This is a genomic window from Marisediminicola antarctica (assembly GCF_009930795.1).
In the GTDB taxonomy this organism is placed as follows: domain Bacteria; phylum Actinomycetota; class Actinomycetes; order Actinomycetales; family Microbacteriaceae; genus Marisediminicola; species Marisediminicola antarctica.
This window is the reverse complement of record NZ_CP017146.1, coordinates 184476-203464: the sequence shown is the minus strand read 5'-3', so window position 1 is coordinate 203464 and position 18989 is coordinate 184476. Positions and strand designations below refer to the sequence as shown.

Below are 18989 nucleotides of genomic sequence, written 5' to 3'. Positions count from 1 at the left end.
ATGATCAACCTTCCTTCAATCGCGATTCTCGGTACCGGCTCGATGGGTGGTGCAATCCTCAGTGGGCTGCTCGCACCCGGGGTGACCGTCGACGGCGGCATCCGGGTCACCAACCGATCCGAGCGCAAGGCGGCTGCCCTGCGCTCGCCCTCCGTCACGAGCCTCGCGATCGAGAAGGACCGCGGCGCCAACCACGCGGCCGTGGCCGGCGCCCGCGTCGTGCTCGTCGCGGTCAAGCCGCACATGGTGCCGGACCTCCTGCGGGAGATCTCCGGTGCGATCGACCCGGGCGCGATCGTCGTGAGCGTCGCGGCCGGCGTGCGGATCGACACCATGCAGGCGCTCGTCGATGTGCCGGTGCTGCGTGCAATGCCGAACACGCCCGCGACGGTCGGCCGTGCGGTGACCGGGGTGAGCGCGGGAGATCGCGCATCCGACGCGGATGTCGCGGTGGTGACCGCCCTCTTCGGCACGGTTGGCTCGGTGCTCGAGGTGCCGGAGAGCCGGATCGACGCGCTCAGCGCCATCTCGGGTTCGGGTCCCGCCTATGTGTTCCTGCTCATCGAGGAGCTCGAGCGCACGGCCTTCAAGCTCGGCTTCACCCGGCAGGAGTCCAGGGTCATGGTCGAAAACACGTTCCTCGGCGCCTCCGAGCTGCTCGCGGTCTCGGGGGAGACCCCGGCAGAGCTGCGCCGCCGCGTAACGAGCCCCAAGGGCACCACCGAGCGCGCGATCGAGGTTCTCGAGGAGGCCGGCCTCTCGGCGCTGTTCGACAGGGCGACGGATGCCGCGATCACGCGGGCACAGGAGCTTGCGGCGCCCTGACAGCCGGGCCCAGGTGGTCCGTGCTGCGCAGGCTTGCAGCGCTCAGGCTTGCAGCGAGGCGAACTTCTCGATGTCGACGGAGTTGCCGCTCACGATGATGAGGTCGTGGTTGGAGATGACCGAATCGGGCGTCGCGTAGGTGAATTCCTTGCCGGGCGATTTTACCCCGACGACAGTGATGCCGTACTTGCGGCGAACGCTCGACTCGGCCAGGCTCACCCCGCGAATCGGCTTCGGCGGGTACATCTTCACAATCGCGAAGTCGTCGTCGAACTCGATGAAGTCGATCATGCGGCCGGAGACGAGGTGGGCGACGCGTTCGCCAGCCTCGGCCTCCGGGTAGATGACGTGGTTAGCTCCGATTCGGGCGAGGATCTTGCCGTGCGACTGGCTGATCGCCTTGGCCCAGATTTGCGGGATCTTGAGATCGACGAGGTTCGCGGTGATCAGCACGCTTGCTTCGACAGACGAGCCGACCGCGACGACGGCGACCGAGAAGTCCTGTGCGCCGATCTGGCGGAGGGCGTCGATGCTGCGCGCATCCGCCTGAACCGTGTGGGTGACCCGCTCCGACCACTTCTGTACGAGGCCGGCGTTCTCGTCCACGGCGAGCACCTCGCGGTCGAGCCGGTCGAGTTGGCCTGCGGTGGCGGCCCCGAATCGACCGAGGCCGATGATCAGCACGGGGGCGTCGTGGGGGATGCGCTCAACCAACGATCGGCCTTTCTTCTGCGCGCCGGAACAACTGCCGGCGAGTGCTCGCGGCAAGCGCCGCGGCGAGAGTCACTGTACCAACGCGCCCCATGAACATCGTGATCGCGAGCACGTACTGGGCCGAGTCGGGTGCGTTCTGCGTCAGCCCGGTGCTGAGCCCCGAGGTGCCGAAGGCGGAGATGACGTCGAAGAGCACATGGTCGAGTGAGGCATCGGTGAGCTGAAGCACCAGGATCGTCGCGGTGGCGACGGTCGTTGCTCCCCACAGCACGACGCTGACCGAGACCCGCAGCACGTCCGACGGGATGCGGCGGTCGAAGGCCTCCATTGAATCGGTTCCCCTCGCCTCCGCGAAGGCGGCGAGGAAGAGGATCGCGAGGGTCGTGACCTTGATGCCGCCCGCGGTCGAGGCCGAGCCACCGCCGACGAACATGAGCATGTCGCCGACCAGGAGGCTCGAATTGTTGAGTTCGGCGATATCGAATGTGGAGAACCCCCCGGACCTCGTCATCATCGACAGGAACGACGATTGCAGGGCCCGCTGACCGAAGTCGAGCGAGCCGAAGGTTCGGGGGTTATTGAACTCGAGCGCGAAGAAGGCGAGGGTGCCGAGCACGAACAGGATCACCGTCGTCACGAGGGTGAGCTTCACGTGCAGCGACCACCGCTTCGGCCGGCGAAGGTTTCGGGCGAGCACGAAGAAGACCGGGAAGCCGACCGCGCCGAGGAACACCGAGATCATGATGATCGAGAGGAACCAGACATCGGTGGCGTACGGCGCGATGCCGTTCGGAACGAGCACGAAGCCCGTGTTTGTGAACGACATCACGGCGAATGACGACGACACCCAAAGGGCATCGAGGAAGTCGTTCGTCTCGGAGAGCACGCGAGGGAAGAGCAGCAGCGCGATGACGAGCTCGATAATGAGCATGCTGACCGCGACGGTGACGAGAAGCCCGCCGATCTCGCCCAGCCTGACCGCCTGTCCCTCGGCCACCGCCCCGCGCCGGACGCGAAGTGGGTTGCTGTCGCCGACGGCCATGAGCTTCGCGCGCAGGCCGAGTCGGCGGGAGATCACGAGCCCGAGGATCGACGCGAGCGTGAGCACGCCGACCGCGCCGATCTCCACCCCGATGAAGATGACGGCGTGGCCGAAGGGCGACCAATAGTTCGCCATGTCGACGGTGACCAGACCGGTGACGCAAATGGTCGACACGGCGGTGAAGAAGGCGTCGGCGAGGGGTGTGAAGTCGCCGGTCCGGTTGGAGATGGGCAGGCCGAGCAGGAGCGTGAACACGAGCACGAGTGCGGTGAAGATGATGATCGCGAAGCGAGCCGGTGTCGATGCGGCGAAATCGTCGATACGGTCGCGCACCTTGCCCAGCAACGACCGGTGTGACACCGGCTTGGTGGCCATGAGTATCCCCTCGCAAGATCGGCGGCTCAACATGCTTCAACGACTTCGTCATGGTACTCCCCGCACGCGGGCCGCTAGCCTGAGCGGATGGCCGACATCTTTGACGTTCTCGCCGACACAACACGGCGCGAGCTCCTCCAACTGCTCCTTGACAAGTTTGTGGCCTCCGACGGCGACGTCGGGGAGCTGAGTGTCGGGGAGATGGTCGAGTTGCTCGCGATCAGCCAGCCGACCGTGTCCAAGCATCTCAAGGTTCTGCGCGAGAGCCACCTCGTGCGGGTGCGCGAGGACGGCCAGCACCGCTACTACAGCCTCGACCCGGCGCCGCTGGAGGCCGTCGAGGACTGGCTCGTCCCGTTCCTTGCGTCGCACTTCGAGGCGGAGGCAAACGACGGGGGCATCGCGGTGTTCGCCGCGTGGTCCGGCTCGGGCGTTCCCGGACCGATTAGGCGGGTCGCGCAGTCCCTGCCGAGCGGTGGCGTGGCGGGTGCGACGATCGGGCGGGCTGCCGCCGGTGCTTCCCACCAGGCGCGCTCCGTCATCGAGGGGGCCACGGCTGGCGTGCAGCAGCGTGTTATCGAGCCGCTCCGGAAAGTGTTCGGCCGGTAGAACGACTGCTCCCGGCAAAAGGAGTAGACTGTCCCGAGGTAATTTTTCCGCGGTTCTGAACGGACCCGGTGATCCGTTCCAGAATCAGTGAGGTTTTTATGGGTTCCGTAATCAAGAAGCGTCGCAAGCGTATGGCGAAGAAGAAGCACCGCAAGCTGCTTCGTAAGACGCGCCACCAGCGCCGCAACAAGAAGTAGCAGGCAACGGGCGACCATTTCGCTTTCGCCCAAGATGAACGCCGGACCGTCAGGTCCGGCGTTTTTTCTTGCCACGGGCCGGTCTCGCCTCCCGGCGAACGAGCCGCTGGGCCCGGCGGATGCTGGAGGGTCGAAGCCTGAGCGTCGACCAGCCGTGCGTTCGCGCGTGCCGCGCGAGGAGGGCATCCGGGTTCACGACCACGCGGTTGCCGACGAGTTCGAGCAACGGGATGTCGTTGCGTGAGTCCGAGTAGGCCCAGCAGTCGGCGAGGTTCGAATCGAGGAAGCCGGCGAGCGTTGTTGCCGCTGTGACCTTCTGCTCGCCGTGCAGCATCGGTCCGGCAAGGGCGCCCGTGTAGAGGCCGTCGACGCTCTCGAGGCGGGTCCCGAGCGCACCCGTCAACCCGAGTCTCGCCGCGATGACCCGGGCGACGACGAGCGGGGTGGCGGTGATCAGCCACACTTCGTGGCCCTTGCGCAGGTGCTCCCGAGCCAACTCCACCGTCTCCGGCCAGAGTCTCCGCGCGATGAAGTCGTCGTAGACCTCCTCGGCGATCTCTTCGAGTTCCTGCTCGGATCGTCCGTTGATGAGCTGTAGCGCCCGCTCGCGTAGGCCGACCAGGTGCCTTCCGTTCTCGCCGACGGCGACGAACCGGGCCTGGTGCCAGCCGAACCGCACGAGGTCGCGTAGCCGCAGCATCCCACGCCGTCTGGCCCCGCGTCCGAGGTGATAGATGCTCGCGCCCCGCAGCAGCGTGTTGTCGACGTCGAAGAAGGCAACGATCGGGGTTCCGCTCGCGGCGCCCTCGGCCGGAACGGCGGCGGAGCTGGGGTCGGCGTCGCACATTGCCGACAAGTCTAGGGACAGGATGCACGAACTAGGCTCAGACTGTGCCGCCCATCGTCCTCACCCTGCTGTCAAAACCAGGGTGCCACCTGTGCGACGACGCCCGCGAGATTGTCGCCGAGGTCATCGCCGCACTCGGCGACGAGGCGCGCGCGCCGATCACCGTCGACGAGGTGTCGATCCTCGACGACCCCGACCTGCTTGAGAAGTACTCGGACGAGATCCCCGTGCTGCTCATCAACGGACGAGTACACAACATCTGGCGTATCGAGCCGGCCAGGCTCCGCGCCGCACTACTGAAAGAAGACCCATGCTGAGGCACATCATCACCTGGAAGCTCGCAGCCGAGGACACCGCGGCGAAACTCGAGCACGCCGCGACGATCGCCGCGGCGCTCCAGGGGCTCGTGCCGCTCATCCCGGAGATTCGGAGCCTCACGGTTGCGTCGAATGTCGTCTCCCTCGACACCAACTGGGATCTGGTGCTCGTCGCCGACTACTCCGACGAGGCGGCGCTGCGCACCTACATCGACCACCCGGAGCACCAGCGGGTCGCCGGAATAATCCGTCCACTCGTCGCCCACCGCGCGGCGGTCGACATTCTGGTCTGAGGCCCGGCCCGCCAGCTGCCACGAGTCGTCGTGCGTTCTGGGTCAGTGATCCTGCCTCAGTCGTCGGACCGGCGCGCGGCCGCCTCGGCCTCGGCGCGCGACCCGAAGACGGGCTCATCGAGCACGAACTGCAGCGACTCGTCGCGGTCGACCAGCAGCAGGTCGGTCGGCTCCTCCGCTTCGGCGAAGTTCTCCGCCGTGAGCAGCTCGGCGTTCAGGTGCACCGTGATGAGCCCGCTGCCCGTCTCGAGCGACGCGACCTCGAGGGCGGGGACCGGCTTGCCTCCCGCACGTTTGAGGAGTGCGCCGACGGCGCCGGCGATGCCCTGGCCACCGGCGAGGAACGCCTTCTCGTCGACCACGGTGTAGTCGTAACGGGTGCGCACCGTGAAGGTGAGCTCGTCAGGCTCGTCGTTGTCCTCGTCGTCCGACTCCTCGTCGTAGAGGTCGTCGAGCGCGACGCCGTACGCGGCCACGGCCTCCCAGAGGGCGCGGTCGGTGTCTTCGGCGACGTCGTCGTCGTCGTTGCCCGACGCAACCTGGTCGACGTGCAGTCGAACGAGACGGTGGAGCTCCTCCCCGGCCTGGACGGCGGCGGTTCGGGCGGGGTCAGAAGTGGTGTTCATGACGGTCACGGTACCAGCCACCGCGCCCCGATCACTGCCGTGGGTTGCCCCAGTTGTGTGCCCTTGCCGGGCGACGCCCCTGCGTTTCTAGGGGGTGAGGCGAGTCGGACCGCGGAACAGGTAGGTTGCCTCGCGCAGGTTCGGGAGCTTCAGCATGAGCATGAGAACGCGGCTCAGGCCCATGCCGAAGCCGCCGTGCGGCGGAACGCCATAGCGGAAGAAGTCGAGGTAGAAGTCGAGCTCCTCCGGGTCGAGTCCCTTCTCCTTGGCCTGCTCGACGAGCACCTCGATGCGGTGCTCGCGCTGCGCGCCCGTCGAGATCTCGACCCCGTTGAAGATGAGGTCGTAGCTGTTGGTGACAGCGCCGTCCTCAGCGTTGCGCATGTGGTAAAACGGTCGGATGCTCGAGGCATAGTCGGTCAGGAACACGAACTCGTGCCCGTAGGTCTCCTTGACGTACGCCGCGATCTGACGCTCGCCCTCTGGATCCATGTCGTCGTCCTGGCGTGGCACCTCGTAGCCGCGCTCGGCGACGATGCGCTTGGCCTCGGCAAGAGCGATGCGCGGGAACGGGGTCGTGGGAACGGTGACCTCGAGTCCGTAGAGGGCCTCGATCTCGGCGCCGTGCTTCTCCTTGACCGCGGTGAAGCCGGCGACCATGAGCTCTTCGTGCATCGTCATCACGGTCTCGTGGCTGTCGATCCAGCTGATCTCCGCGTCGACGCTCGTGAACTCGGTCGCGTGACGGCTCGTGAACGACGGGTCGGCGCGAAACGCCGGGCCGATCTCGAAGATCTTGCCGAAGCCGGCCGGCTGCGCCATCTGCTTGAAGAACTGGGGGCTCTGCGCGAGGTAGGCCTTCGTCTCGAAGTACTCGACCTCGAAGAGCTCGGCGCGGGACTCGCTCGCGCTCGCCATCAACTTGGGTGTGTGCAGCTCGACGAAGTCGTTGTCGATCCAGTAGCAACGAAGCGCGTGCTCGAACGTGGTCTGGATCTTGAAGATCAGCGAATTCTTCGGCACCCGCAGGTCGAGGAATCGCCAGTCCATGCGCTTGTCGACGCCGGAGTCGTCCGCGATCGGGGTCTCGGCGATGGCTCGGGCGGCGATCTCGAGGCCATCGAGCTTGATCTCGACGCCGCCGAGCTTGACGCGCTCGTCGTGCTTGAGGTCACCCGTCGCGGTGAGGAAGGTGCCCTGGCTCAGCGCCGAGATCTCCTCGGCGATGGCGTCGTCGGCCGGCGTGCCGTCCTCGTTGAAGATACGCGGGTGAACGAGCTGTACGGCGCCGGACTCGTCGCGCAGTACGACGAACTGCACCTTCTTCTGGTCGCGCACAGTCTCCACCCACCCCGAGACCGAGACGGGGCCGTCGGTGGAGGAGACAAGGTTCTTGATCAGGGTGCGTTGGGTCACGAGCAACCACTGTAGTTGCCAGTCGCTCGCACCCATGTTTCGCCGGGAGCCGTGCGGTGCAGCTCTCGGCAATCTGGCAGTGATGGAAAACGTAGAATGGATGATGTGGCAGCCTCTCTCATTCACCTCGTCCGCCATGGCGAGGTGCACAATCCCGAGGGCGTGCTGTATGGCCGCATACCCGGCTTCCACCTCTCCGAGCTCGGCGTCGCGATGGCCACCTCTACCGCCGAGCACCTCGTCGGCCGCCCGGTCACCGCGCTCTTCTCGAGCCCGTTGCAGCGCGCCCAGGAGTCGGCCGCTCCCTGGGCAGACACGTTCGGTCTCGACATCACGACCGAGGACAGACTGATCGAGCCGCACAACAAATTCGAGGGTGGGGCGCTCGAATTCGGTCCGTCCCTGCTGCTGCATCCGCGAACCTGGCCCTGGATCTACAACCCCTACCGTCCCAGCTGGGGTGAGCCGTTCGTCGAGGTCGCCGCGCGCATGATCGCCGCAATGGATGCCGCGTGGAACGCCACCGACGGCGAGGCCGTCATGGTCAGCCATCAGATGCCGATCGTCATGGCTCAGCGTGCCGTTGCCGGCAAGCGCCTCTGGCACGATCCGCGCAAACGCCGCTGCAGCCTCTCCAGCGTGACCACCTTTGCCCGCATCGAGGCTGCCGTGCCCGGCGCCCCCCGCTACCGCGAGGTCGACTACCAGGAGCCGGCCGCCGCTCTGCTGCTTCGCGCCGTCGACACGGGGGCAGTATGAAACTCCGCCTGCTCGCGACCGCGACCGTATCGGTCGCCGCGCTGGTGCTCAGCGGATGCGCGAGCGACCCTCTCGCCGAGGAGTACCTCAACGGCGGCAACACCAACTACATCTCGGGAGACGGGATCCTCGAGGTGCCCGAGGCCGACCGGGCAGGGCCGATCTCGTTCGCCGGGGAGACCGACGCCGGCGAGCCGTTCGCGAGCACCGACTTCGCCGGCGAGGTGCTCGTCGTCAACTTCTGGTACGCCGGATGCGCCCCGTGCCGCGCCGAGGCCCCCGACCTCGATGCGCTCGCCCAGCAGTACGAGGGCAACGGCGCCTCCTTCGTCGGGGTCAACATCTACGACGGTGCCGAGACCTCGCTCGCGTTCGCGCGCAAGTTCGGCGTCACCTACCCGTCGCTCCTCGACAACAAGACCGGCGAAGTACGACTCGCCTTCGCCGGGGAGATCCCACCGCAGGCGGTCCCCACCACCTTCGTTCTCGACGCCGAGGGCCGCATTGCCGCGCGCATCCTGGGGCAGCTGCAGGAGCGCTCGATCCTCGACACGATCATCAGCGACGTTCTCGCGGAGGACGGCTAGTGGGCGATCCGATCCAGGAGATCGTCGCGAACGGCAGCCTCCTCGTCGCCCTGCCCATCGCGCTGCTCGCGGGGCTCGTCTCGTTCGCGTCGCCCTGCATCCTCCCGCTCGTGCCCGGATATCTCGGCTACATCGGCGGATTCACGGGGACGGATGCGCGGGCGGGCCGCGGCCGGCTGCTGCTCGGCGTCGCCCTCTTCGTGCTCGGCTTCAGCGTCGTCTTCGTCGGCTTCACCCTCGCCTTCTCGATAGCGGGCCTGATGCTCCTGCCCTGGCTCGACCTCATCACCCGCGTGATCGGGGTGCTCGTGATCATCATGGGGCTCGTCTTCATCGGCCAGTTCAGCTTTCTGCAGCGCACCATCCGCCCCGGCTTCACCGCCGCGACGGGCCTCGGTGGTGCCCCGCTGCTGGGCATCGTGTTCGGGCTCGGCTGGGCGCCCTGCATCGGCCCGACCCTGAGCGTCGTCTACAGCCTGAGCCTCACGACCGGTTCCGTGGGCCGCGGGGTGATGCTCGGCGTCGTGTACTGCCTCGGCCTCGGCATCCCGTTCCTCCTCGTCGCCCTCGGCTTCAACTGGGTCACCGGGTCGGTCGCCTGGCTCAAGCGCCACATCCGTGCCGTCAATATCGTCGGCGGAGCCATGCTCGTCCTCATCGGCGTACTCATGGTGACCGGTGTGTGGCAAATCATGATGTCCCAGCTCGGGTCGGTGATCAGCGGTTTTGAGCCGGCCATCTGATCACTTCGACTCCCCGGCGCCCGCTCCGACGGATGACCGGATCGCGCAGCCGTCCCTCGGCGGCGCCGGCTACCTGCGCTTCTTCTGGCGGCAGCTCACGAGCATGCGCACCGCGCTGTTCCTGCTGCTCCTGCTCGCGATCGCCGCCGTGCCCGGCTCGCTCGTCCCACAACGCAGCTCTGACCCCAACGGGGTGCAGCAGTACTTCGCCAACAACCCCGACCTCGCCCCGGTGCTCGACTCCCTGCAGGCCTTCGACGTCTACACTTCGGCCTGGTTCTCCGCCATCTACCTGCTGCTGTTCATCTCACTCATCGGCTGCGTGGTCCCGCGCACCGCGCACCATTACCGGGCGCTGCGCAGTGCCCCGCCGAAAACACCCGCCCGCCTCTCGCGGCTCGCGGGATTCACCACCGCCTGGGCGCCCGGAGTCTCCTCGACCGAGGCGGTCGAGTCCGCCCGCGGCATCCTCAAGAAGAGCGGCTACCGGGTGCGGCTGTTCGAGGGCCCGAGGGGCGACCTCTCGGTGAGCGCCGAACGCGGCTACCTGCGCGAAACCGGCAACCTCGTCTTCCACACCGCTCTCGTGGGCGTGCTCGTCTCGGTGGGCATCGGCGGCGGCTTCGGCTACAGCGGACAGAAGGTCATCGTCGAGGGGGACTCCTTCGCAAACGTGCTGTTGTCGTACGAGTCCTTCCTTCCCGGACGGTTCTTCGACGAGGGCGTGCTCCAGCCGTATCGGCTGACCCTTGATGAATTCGAGGCCGTCTACGAGCAGGAGAATCCGGCGGCGCGCGGGCAACCGGTCGACTACACGGCAAGTGTCACGACCTACGCGCCGGGCTCCGAGGCGGGCTCGCGGGCCGAGATCAAGGTCAACGACCCGCTGCGCCTCGGTGGCAACGACATCTTCCTCCTCGGCAACGGTTACGCACCGATCATCACCGTGCGCGACGGCGAGGGGAACGTCGCGTTCAGCGACGCAGTGCCGTTCCTGCCGCAGGATGGCAACCTCACCTCTATCGGCGTCGTGAAGGTGCCGGATGCCCTCCCTGAGCAGATCGGCATGATCGGGTTCCTTTACCCGACACAGGCGACCCTCACAACGGGCGCGCTCACCTCGAACTATCCCGACCTGCTGAATCCCGTGCTGAGCCTGCAGGTATTCACCGGCGACCTGGGCCTCGACGGCGGCATCCCGCGCTCCGTCTACTCGCTCGACACCGACGGCATGACCGAGGTCGCCGGCCGCACAGCGGACGCCCCGCCGATCCAGCTCACACCAGGCGAGACCATCGAACTGCCGGACGGAATCGGGTCGGTTACGTTCGAAAACGCCGCTCCCGATGCGCCCGCCGACGACCTCACCGGATCGGTCCCCCGTTTCGTGAGCCTCGACATCCACCGCGACCCGAGCCAGGGCTGGGTGCTTGTCTTCGCGATCCTCGTGCTCGCCGGGCTTCTGACGTCGCTGTTCATCCCGCGCCGGCGCGTCTGGGTGAAGGCGATCAACGACGAGGATGCCGGCGGCGTGCGCCTCGAGTACGCCGGGCTCGCACGCGGCGAGGACCCCACCCTCGACCGGGCCGTGCGGGAGATCGCCGACCGTCATTCCCAGCAACTCGGGATTAGGCTGACCACGTGACCGATCTGCTCGTCTCCTCCTCCCTCACCGCCGTCTGGTCGGCGATGGGTGTCTACACGCTCGCGTTCATCATGTTCACCCTCGATCTCGCCAAGAGGTCCGCTTGGGCGCAGCAGACCCCGGCGGCTGTGACCGCCGCCGCAGCACCGAGGGGCCAGCTCGCCGGCGCCACCGCGACGATCGACCGGATCGGCAGCGATACCTCGCAGAAACCGCTGTCGCTCAAGTTCGAGCGCATCGCCTTCGCTCTCACCGTGCTGGGCTGGCTTGTGCATACCGCCGCCGTCGTGATGCGCGGCATCGCGCAGGGGTACGTTCCCTGGTCGAACATGTTCGAGTTCTCACTGACGTCATCCGCGATCATCGTCGGCGTCTTCATTGCCGTGCAGGTGTGGCAGAACCTGCGGTTCCTGGGCGCGTTCATCACCGGATTCGCGCTGATCGCCCTGGGCCTCGCGACCGTGAACTTCTACGTCGACGTCAAACCGCTCCCGCCCGCACTGCAGTCGTCCTGGCTTGTGATCCACGTGTTCGTCGCCGTGCTCGGCACCTCGTTCTTCGCGCTCGGCGCCGGGCTGTCGGTCGTGCAGCTCATGCAGGCCCGGGCGGCCGCAGCGAAGGGCGCAGGACTCAAGTTTCTGCAGACGCTCCCGGGTGCGGACGTGCTCGAGAACCTCGCCTACCGGGTGGTCGTCGTCGGATTCGTGTTCTGGACATTCACCCTCATCGCCGGGGCCATCTGGGCCGAGCGTGCCTGGGGCCGGTACTGGGGTTGGGACACCAAGGAGGTGTGGACGTTCATCATCTGGACGATCTTCGCCGGCTATCTGCACGCGAGGGCAACGCGCGGCTGGCGTGGCTCACGCTCGGCGTGGCTCGCGATCATCGGTTTCGCTGCGGTGCTGTTCAACTTCACCGTCGTGAATCTCTTCTTCAAGGGTCTGCACGCCTACAGCGGCCTCTGACCCGCCCACCCCACTCCCACTCCCACTCCCACTCAGCTTTCATCATTCAGGAGTGGGCTGCACCGCGCGCTTTCATCATTCAGGAGTTGGTGGGCGCACGTACGTTCACTACTCAGGAGTCTGCGGGCGCGCACCGTCGATATCGGGTGAACGGATGCCGGGAGGCTGGCACATCCGCGGGCGTGCGCGCATTCACGGGAGCCGAGTCCTGAATGATGAAAGCCCGTTCAGACCAATGATCCTGAATGATGAAAGCCCAGCCAGGCAGTCAGTCCTGAATAACGGCAGTCAGTCCTGAATAACGACAGCGGGGCAGCCGCTACGTCCGCCCGGCCAACAGCGCGTGACAGCGCTCGAGTCGCTCGAGCCACCATTCGGTGCGATCAACTGGGGCGGCGTAGCGGTCGAGCAGGGCGGCATCCACCTCGACGCGGCGCACCTCGATCGAGCCGTCGACCGGAATGAGCGGGCTCGACGTGACGTCTCCCGCGAGCAGCGCCGCGGTGCCGAGGCCGCAGTCGTAGTCCAGCTCGGGAATACCCGCCGCGAGATACGCGCCCATCGAGATGCCCACCGACGTGTCGAGCGCGCTCGAGACGACAACCGGCAGCTTCGTCGCGGCGACGATGTCGAGGCTGGCACGGATGCCGCCGAGCGGCTGGGCCTTGATCACGAGGAGATCAGCTGCGCCGGCGCGTGCGACCTCGAGCGGATCGCTCGCCTTGCGCACGCTTTCGTCCGCCGCGACCGGGATGCCCATGTACTTCACCCGTTGCCTGATGTCGGCGAGCTCCTCGACGCTCGCACACGGCTGCTCGACATACTCCAGATCGAATCCCGCGAGGGCGTGGACGGCGTGCTCGGCCTCGTCGACGTTCCAGCCGCCGTTCGCGTCGATGCGGATGCGCCCCTCGACGCCGACATAGTCGCGCGCCGCAGCGACGCGCGCCACGTCGTCGGCGAGCACCTGGCCGAGTTGGGCGACCTTGACCTTGACGGTGCGGCATCCGGGAAAGGCGTCGAGCACCCCGGCGACCGCGCCAGGCTCCACGGCCGGAAGGGTTGCGTTTACCCGGATGCGACTGCGGAACACCGCGGGCGCCGCCAGCCAGCCGAAGTCGATCGCCCCCTCCAGCCACGACGCCGCCTCAGTGTCGTCGTACTCGACGAACGGGGAGAACTCGGTCCAACCCTGTGGTCCCTCGAACAACAGGGCCTCGCGGCTCGTGATCCCGCGGAACGGCTGGCGGAGCGGAAGGGAGACGACACGGGCGGAGCCCGTCAGCTCTGGCAACGATGGCAGCATGACCACAGTCTGCCCCTAATAGCGCCCGCATTTTCCCACGGTGCGCATCGCGGTCGTGGCGAGCGGTGGGCGGCGGTCGTACTGAACACGTTCGGCGGAATCTAAACTGAGCCAATGCCTGAGGTTTCCGAACTCTTCGATGCCAGCGTCTGGCGGCCCGTCGCGGGCTTCGACGCGCTCACCGACATCACCTACCACCACGACCTGGCGGGGCGGGTGGCGCGCGTCGCATTCAACCGCCCCGAGGTGCGCAACGCCTTCCGGCCGCACACCGTCGACGAGCTTTACGCGGTGCTCGACGACGCCCGCCAGAATTCGCGGATCGGCGTTATTCTCCTCACGGGCAACGGCCCGAGCGCGAAGGACGGCGGCTGGGCGTTCTGCTCGGGCGGCGACCAGCGCATCCGCGGTCGCGACGGCTACAAGTACGAGGGATCAGAGGGAGCATCCCGGCCCGACATCGGCCGCGCCGGCCGACTTCACATCCTCGAGGTGCAGCGCCTCATCCGGTTCATGCCCAAGGTCGTCATCGCCGTGATCCCCGGCTGGGCCGCCGGCGGCGGGCACTCCCTGCACGTTGTCTGCGACCTGTCGATCGCGAGCGCGGAACACGGCAGGTTCAAGCAGACGGATGCCGACGTCGGGTCGTTCGACGGGGGCTACGGTAGCGCGTACTTCGCGCGGCAGGTCGGCCAGAAATTCGCCCGTGAGGTGTTCTTCCTCGCCAGGGAGTACGACGCCCAGCGGGCCCTCGACACGGGTGCCATCAACGCCGTGGTGCCGCACGCCGAACTCGAGTCGACCGCGTACGACTGGGCGAGAGAGATTCTCACCAAGTCGCCCACCGCCATCCGCATGCTCAAGTTCGCCTTCAACGCCGTGGACGACGGCATGGTCGGCCAGCAGGTCTTCGCGGGCGAGGCCACCAGACTCGCCTATGGCACCGACGAGGCAGTCGAGGGCCGCGATGCGTTCCTCGAGAAGCGCGAGCCGGACTGGTCGCCGTTCCCCTGGCAGTATTGATGCCCCGGCCCCCCGTCGTGAGTCGCCCGCGACATGACAACCTCGCCTGCGTGACTCGCCCGCACATGTCGCCTGTGGGGCACCAGGGGGGACGCAAGTGGGCAGTTCGCGGGATGGTGGCACCGTCGTGACCCGCCCGCTCCTCGCCGTCGACGCGAGCGACCCCGTTGCGGTCCTCGAGGCGCTCCGTCTCGCGTTGAGCGCCGCAGGCCCCGCCATCCTGCCGATCGGGCCCGATGGTGTCGGCGGCGAACTGCCGGCAACCGTGCCCGAGCCCATCGCCCTCGTGATCCAGACGAGCGGCTCGAGCGGCACCGCCAAGCGCGTCGAGCTCAGTTCCAACGCGCTGCTCGCGAGTGCCGCGGCCTCCGGTGCCGCGCTCGGCGGCCCCGGCCAGTGGCTCCTCGCCGTGCCGGTGCACTACATCGCCGGCATCAATGTGCTCGTGCGGTCGATTGCTGCTCAGACCGAGCCGGTGATCCTGCCACCCGGGCACTTCGACGCCCGGGAGTTTCTGGCCGCCGCCGAGACGATGGATGCCGACGCCCGCCACTACACCTCCGTGGTGCCCGCCCAGCTCGCCCGCCTGCTCGACGCGGCGGACGGCGACGCGTCGGACGGCGGCGCGGCGGACGGCGACGCGGCCGACGGCAGCGGCGCGCTGGCAGGCCTTCGGCGGTTCGACCGCATCCTTGTCGGAGGCCAGTCAGTGCCGTCTGAGCTGATCGACCGGGCCGAGGCCCTCGGCATCCGGGTCACGCGCACCTACGGATCGAGCGAGACGGCCGGTGGATGCGTGTACAACGGCGTTCCGGTCGGAACAACCGAGGTGCGGATCCGGCACGGGGAGATTGAGATCCGCGGGCCGGTGCTCGCAGACGGCTACCTGGACGACCCCGCCCGCACCGAGAGGAGCTTCGTCATGTCGGATGGTGCCCGCTGGTACCGCACCGGCGACGCCGGGCGCGTCGACAATGGCGTGCTCACCGTCACGGGTCGGCTTGATCGGGTGATCATCTCCGGCGGGGTCAAGGTCTCCCTCGACGAGCTCGAACGGGTCCTGCGCCGGATGCCGGGGCTCGGCGACGCGGTGGCCGTCCCGGCCGAGAGTGCCCGCTGGGGTGAGGTTCCCGTGGTCGTCGCGACGAGTCCCGTCGACCTCTCGGCGCTGCGGGGCGCGGTTGTGACCGCGCTCGCCCGCGAGGCCGCCCCCGATCGGGTCGTGGTCCTCGACAGCATCCCGCTCCTCTCGACGGGCAAGCCCGACCTCGTCACGCTGCGGGAGATCGTCGCACGGCGAAACTAGACTCTGCTCGTGGCTAACAGAGGCAATCGAACCAGAACTCGCGCCAGCAGTGGACGCACCAACACCGGGAGTGGCAGCACGGCGCGCAGCGGCCGGCCGAGCGGACGTCCGGGAGGGCGACCGCCGACGGCCCCAGCGATCCGTCCGGCCACCGCCAAGGACTGGATCGGCGGCGCCCGGCTGCGCACCCTTCCCCTCGCCATCGCACCCGTCGCCCTCGGCACGGGGGCCGCGTTCCTGTACAACAACGACGACGGCTGGCACTGGGTGCGTGCGCTGCTCTGCCTCGCCGTCGCGGTCGGGCTGCAGATCGGCGTCAACTACGCCAACGACTACTCCGACGGCATCCGCGGCACCGACTCGCACCGGGTCGGGCCGTCGAGGCTCACGGGGTCCGGCGCGGCGAAGCCCCGACAGGTGCTGGCCGTGGCGCTCGTGTTCTTCGCGGTCGCCGGCCTCGCCGGGGTCGCCGTCAGCGTCATCAGCGGATTCCTGTGGCTCATCGCCGTCGGCGCCGTATGCGTCGTCGCTGCCTACTTCTACACCGGCGGCAAGCACCCCTATGGCTACTACGCGCTCGGCGAGGTGTTCGTCTTCATCTTCTTCGGGCTCGTCGCCACGGCGGGCACGATGTTCGTGCAGGTCGGCACGGTGAGCGCCGAGGCCTGGGGCGCCGCCGTCGCGATCGGGCTGCTCTCTTGCGCTGTGCTCATGGTCAACAACATCCGCGACCTGAAGCAGGACAGGGTCGCCGGCAAACGCACCCTTGCCGTGCGGGTCGGCGACAGGGCCGCACGCACCCTGTTCGCGGTCTTCGCCCTCGTGCCGTTCGGGATCCTCGGGCTGTACGCCCCAGTGTTCCCGCTCGCGATCTACGTCTACTTCGCGCTGCTCGCGGGGCTGCCCGCGGTGATCATCACGCTCACCGGCAAGTCCGCGTCGGAGTTCGTGCTTGCGCTCAAGCTAACGAGCCTGACGGCCCTGCTCTTCGGCGTCGGCCTCGCCGCCGCCCTGGCCTTCTAGCGGCGAGGCGCTCGGCGTCGCTGCGGCGTCGAGCGCGTCGTTCTCGGCATCCGAGTCGGAGTCGCGTTGCGCGGTGGTGCGGAACTCCCAGAAGCTGCGCGCAACGGCCTCGCGCTGTGGGCGGAAGAAGATGTAGGCGACACACAGCCCGACCACCGCAGCGATGACTGCGGCAATCCACGGTTCGACCTGCAGGACGAGCAGCACGATGAGCACGGCCGCGAAGACGCCCAACCGGAGTAGGGAGTAGCTGATCCACTGGCGCGACGATTTCACGCCGCCCAGTCTAGGCACGCCTCGCTGGCCATTCGTTGCGCGATCGCAAGAACCCGCGCAGGCGGCGCCCAGTTGCCGGGCTTAGAATTACTGCATGGTACGCGTTTACATAGTGGCAGGGCTTGCCATCATCGCCCTGTCGATTTACGCCGCCGTCGACTCGCTGATGACCGACAAGCGCCGCACTCGCGGGCTCCCCAAGTTCGTCTGGGTTCTTGTCATTCTCGTCCTGCCGGTGATCGGTGCTGTTCTCTGGTTCACGCTCGGCAAAGACCGGGGAAAGAGTAAGCCGGTCATGCGGCAGACCGCGCCCGACGACGATCCCGACTTCCTGCGCCGCCTCGGCTCCGAGAAGGAGCAGGAGGAGCGCATCCGCAGACTCGAGCAGGAACTCGCCGACCTCGACGACGACTCCAGCGCCAAGGAGTGAGCCCGGGCGGAAGCCCGGCAACCGACTTCTCGGTAGCCCTGCTCGGCGAATTCATCGCCCTCGGCGTGCGCGACATCGTGCTCAGTCCCGGCGCTCGCTCGCAAGCCCTCGCGCTCGCCGCAGCGGAATTCGAACTCGCTGGCCTCGTGCGCCTGCGGGTGCGGATCGATGAGCGGGTCGGCGGCTTCCTCGCCCTCGGCCTCGCCGTCGAGACCCGGATGCCGGTGCTCGTGATCACGACGTCGGGAACGGCGGTCGCCAACCTCCACCCCGCAGTGCTCGAGGCGCACCACTCCGGTGTGCCGCTCATTCTGCTGACCGCCGACCGACCGGAGGAGCTGCGCGGCATCGGGTCGAATCAGACGACCGACCAACTCGGCATCTTCGGGTCGGCGGTGCGCTTCGCGCGCGATATTGCCGCCCCCAGTGCCACCGGGTTCTCGCCCGAGTATCCGGGCGAGCTCGCCCACGAGGCCTTCGCCGCCGCCGCGGGCCACTCCTCGCCCGCCGGCCCAGTGCAGTTGAACCTCGCCTTCCGCGAGCCACTGTCGGCAGCCGTCGGCACGCTGCCCGCGATCACCGTGGCGGAGAGGGTCCATGACGGTCGCCGGCCGCGCGTCACCGAGCTCGCCCCGGCATCCGAGACCATCGTCATCGCGGGGCAGGGGGCGGGACCGGGCGCGGAGGTGCTCGCGCGCGAACTGGGGGCGCCGCTCGTCGCCGAGGTCGCCAGCGGTGCCCGCTTCGGCCCCAACCTCGTCGTCGCCTACCGCGAGCTGCTCACCGACCGGGAGTTCGGGGGCCGCGTGCGCCGCGCCATCGTCTTCGGTCACCCGACGCTCAGCCGGGAGGTCCCGGCGCTCCTGCAGCGTCTCGACGTCGACACGATCGTCGTGCGGGGGCCCGGCTTCGAGGACTACGACCCGGGGCGCCGGGCAACTCACATCGACGCCGCGAGCTACAACGGCGAGCCGGCAGCGAGGGTCTGGGCCGCGTCCTGGGTGCACGCGAGCCGCGCCCTGCTCGAGGTGCGCGCCGCCCAGACGCCCGATGCGCGCACCGACGACCGCCTGGCTGTCGCCGAGTTCGCCCGCGCCCAGCTCGCGGTGTTCCGGGAAAGTGCGACCAGGCGGATGCTGGTCGAGGCGGTATGGCGCGTGACCTGGCCGCACGACCGGCTTGTCTTTGGGGCGTCCCGACTCGTCCGCGACGCCGACCGAGTTGTGCCGGGCAAGGCGATTCCGGTGCACGCCAACCGTGGCCTCGCCGGAATCGACGGAACGATCGCGACCGCGACCGGCATCGCCCTCGCGAGTGAGGCGTCGGGGTCGGCCGGAACGACCCGGGTGCTGCTCGGCGACCTCACCCTGCTGCACGATGCCGGCTCGATGCTCTACGGTGCTGGCGAGCCGCGCCCCCGCCTGCAGGTCATCGTCGGCAACGACGGCGGCGGCACGATCTTCGACGGACTCGAGGTCGCCCAGACCGCGCCCGCCGGCTCGTTCGACCGGGTGCTCTATACCCCGCAGTCGGTCGACTTCCGCGCGCTCGCCGAAGCGTACGGCTGGGACTACCGGCTCGCCGGCAACCGCGGCGAGCTCGACGAGGCGCTCGCGCCGTGCGAACGCCCCACCCTCGTCGAGGTTCCGCTGTCGCGCGGATGAC

General features: G+C 68.0%; 22 protein-coding genes. 15 read left to right on the top strand and 7 right to left on the bottom strand.

All coding sequences use genetic code 11. The features are described 5' to 3' along the window. On the top strand, positions 1-825 hold the full coding sequence (proC, locus tag BHD05_RS00980) for a pyrroline-5-carboxylate reductase (protein WP_161884775.1): 825 nt from the start codon (positions 1-3) through the stop codon (positions 823-825). A 42-nt stretch (positions 826-867) separates the two neighbouring features. Here the strand turns inward: proC and BHD05_RS00975 are convergent, their stop codons facing one another. Both BHD05_RS00975 and BHD05_RS00970 read right to left on the bottom strand, forming a co-directional pair. Continuing rightward, positions 868-1539, bottom strand: coding sequence for a potassium channel family protein (locus tag BHD05_RS00975; RefSeq protein ID WP_161884774.1), 672 nt, complete (start codon positions 1537-1539; stop codon positions 868-870). Further along, positions 1532-2956 carry a TrkH family potassium uptake protein gene (locus tag BHD05_RS00970; RefSeq protein ID WP_161884773.1) on the bottom strand — a complete coding sequence of 475 codons (1425 nt, stop codon included), beginning with the start codon at positions 2954-2956 and terminating at the stop codon, positions 1532-1534. The genes BHD05_RS00975 and BHD05_RS00970 overlap by 8 nt, the downstream gene beginning before the upstream one ends. Positions 2957-3043: 87 nt before the next feature. Between BHD05_RS00970 and BHD05_RS00965 the strand changes: the two genes are divergently transcribed. After that, positions 3044-3565, top strand: a complete 522-nt coding sequence (locus BHD05_RS00965; RefSeq protein ID WP_161884772.1) for an ArsR/SmtB family transcription factor — start codon at positions 3044-3046, stop codon at positions 3563-3565. A 98-nt stretch (positions 3566-3663) separates the two neighbouring features. Further along, positions 3664-3762, top strand: a complete 99-nt coding sequence (locus tag BHD05_RS00960) for a 30S ribosomal protein bS22 (RefSeq protein ID WP_003792170.1) — start codon at positions 3664-3666, stop codon at positions 3760-3762. 49 nt (positions 3763-3811) lie between these two features. Here BHD05_RS00960 and BHD05_RS00955 read toward each other — a convergent pair whose 3' ends face one another. Further along, the gene (locus BHD05_RS00955; protein WP_161884771.1) at positions 3812-4609 is read right to left on the bottom strand and encodes an HAD family hydrolase; all 798 of its coding nucleotides are present in this window, start codon (positions 4607-4609) and stop codon (positions 3812-3814) included. Positions 4610-4653: 44 nt separating this feature from the next. Between BHD05_RS00955 and BHD05_RS00950 the strand changes: the two genes are divergently transcribed. After that, positions 4654-4926 carry a glutaredoxin family protein gene (locus BHD05_RS00950; protein ID WP_161884770.1) on the top strand — a complete coding sequence of 91 codons (273 nt, stop codon included), beginning with the start codon at positions 4654-4656 and terminating at the stop codon, positions 4924-4926. Continuing rightward, a complete protein-coding gene (locus tag BHD05_RS00945; protein WP_161884769.1) occupies positions 4920-5219 on the top strand; it encodes a Dabb family protein in 300 nt (99 codons plus the stop codon). The genes BHD05_RS00950 and BHD05_RS00945 overlap by 7 nt, the downstream gene beginning before the upstream one ends. Positions 5220-5275: 56 nt before the next feature. Here BHD05_RS00945 and BHD05_RS00940 read toward each other — a convergent pair whose 3' ends face one another. Both BHD05_RS00940 and aspS read right to left on the bottom strand, forming a co-directional pair. Next, complete coding sequence (locus tag BHD05_RS00940; protein WP_161884768.1) at positions 5276-5845, bottom strand: hypothetical protein; 570 nt, start codon at positions 5843-5845, stop codon at positions 5276-5278. A gap of 87 nt (positions 5846-5932) precedes the next feature. Beyond that, positions 5933-7261 (bottom strand): aspartate--tRNA(Asn) ligase, encoded by a 1329-nt coding sequence (gene aspS, locus BHD05_RS00935; RefSeq protein WP_161884767.1) that lies wholly within the window; start codon positions 7259-7261, stop codon positions 5933-5935. Positions 7262-7357: 96 nt separating this feature from the next. On the opposite strand from aspS, the gene BHD05_RS00930 reads away from it, so the two are divergent. From BHD05_RS00930 to ccsB, 5 genes are read left to right on the top strand one after another with little or no spacing between them, the layout of a single operon-like run. Continuing rightward, entirely contained in the window at positions 7358-8020 is a 663-nt protein-coding gene (locus BHD05_RS00930; RefSeq protein WP_335920155.1) for a histidine phosphatase family protein, read from the top strand. Beyond that, positions 8017-8607: a TlpA family protein disulfide reductase gene (locus BHD05_RS00925; protein ID WP_161884765.1), complete on the top strand. Its 591-nt coding sequence runs from the start codon at positions 8017-8019 to the stop codon at positions 8605-8607. Before BHD05_RS00930 ends, BHD05_RS00925 begins: the two co-directional genes overlap by 4 nt. Beyond that, complete coding sequence (locus tag BHD05_RS00920; protein WP_161884764.1) at positions 8607-9350, top strand: cytochrome c biogenesis CcdA family protein; 744 nt, start codon at positions 8607-8609, stop codon at positions 9348-9350. Before BHD05_RS00925 ends, BHD05_RS00920 begins: the two co-directional genes overlap by 1 nt. Beyond that, positions 9334-10995, top strand: a complete 1662-nt coding sequence (gene resB / locus BHD05_RS00915) for a cytochrome c biogenesis protein ResB (protein ID WP_161884763.1) — start codon at positions 9334-9336, stop codon at positions 10993-10995. The genes BHD05_RS00920 and resB overlap by 17 nt, the downstream gene beginning before the upstream one ends. Further along, positions 10992-11960 carry a c-type cytochrome biogenesis protein CcsB gene (ccsB, locus tag BHD05_RS00910; protein WP_418763825.1) on the top strand — a complete coding sequence of 323 codons (969 nt, stop codon included), beginning with the start codon at positions 10992-10994 and terminating at the stop codon, positions 11958-11960. Before resB ends, ccsB begins: the two co-directional genes overlap by 4 nt. Before the next feature lie 319 nt (positions 11961-12279). Here ccsB and BHD05_RS00905 read toward each other — a convergent pair whose 3' ends face one another. Beyond that, positions 12280-13266, bottom strand: a complete 987-nt coding sequence (locus BHD05_RS00905) for an o-succinylbenzoate synthase (protein WP_161884762.1) — start codon at positions 13264-13266, stop codon at positions 12280-12282. A gap of 114 nt (positions 13267-13380) precedes the next feature. Between BHD05_RS00905 and BHD05_RS00900 the strand changes: the two genes are divergently transcribed. The 3 genes from BHD05_RS00900 to BHD05_RS00890 all read left to right on the top strand — a co-directional run bounded on the left by BHD05_RS00900 (position 13381) and on the right by BHD05_RS00890 (position 16618). Continuing rightward, the gene (locus tag BHD05_RS00900) at positions 13381-14289 is read left to right on the top strand and encodes a 1,4-dihydroxy-2-naphthoyl-CoA synthase (protein ID WP_161884761.1); all 909 of its coding nucleotides are present in this window, start codon (positions 13381-13383) and stop codon (positions 14287-14289) included. A 97-nt stretch (positions 14290-14386) separates the two neighbouring features. Next, on the top strand, positions 14387-15595 hold the full coding sequence (locus tag BHD05_RS00895) for an AMP-binding protein (protein WP_236966597.1): 1209 nt from the start codon (positions 14387-14389) through the stop codon (positions 15593-15595). A 9-nt stretch (positions 15596-15604) separates the two neighbouring features. Further along, a complete protein-coding gene (locus BHD05_RS00890; protein ID WP_335920154.1) occupies positions 15605-16618 on the top strand; it encodes a 1,4-dihydroxy-2-naphthoate polyprenyltransferase in 1014 nt (337 codons plus the stop codon). Here BHD05_RS00890 and BHD05_RS00885 read toward each other — a convergent pair. Beyond that, positions 16559-16894, bottom strand: coding sequence for a DUF4229 domain-containing protein (locus BHD05_RS00885; protein ID WP_161884760.1), 336 nt, complete (start codon positions 16892-16894; stop codon positions 16559-16561). The genes BHD05_RS00890 and BHD05_RS00885 overlap by 60 nt on opposite strands. A gap of 94 nt (positions 16895-16988) precedes the next feature. Between BHD05_RS00885 and BHD05_RS00880 the strand changes: the two genes are divergently transcribed. Both BHD05_RS00880 and menD read left to right on the top strand, forming a co-directional pair. Next, entirely contained in the window at positions 16989-17324 is a 336-nt protein-coding gene (locus BHD05_RS00880) for a PLD nuclease N-terminal domain-containing protein (protein WP_161884759.1), read from the top strand. Beyond that, entirely contained in the window at positions 17321-18988 is a 1668-nt protein-coding gene (menD, locus tag BHD05_RS00875; RefSeq protein WP_161884758.1) for a 2-succinyl-5-enolpyruvyl-6-hydroxy-3-cyclohexene-1-carboxylic-acid synthase, read from the top strand. The genes BHD05_RS00880 and menD overlap by 4 nt, the downstream gene beginning before the upstream one ends. The last annotated feature ends 1 nt before the right edge of the window (position 18989 follow it).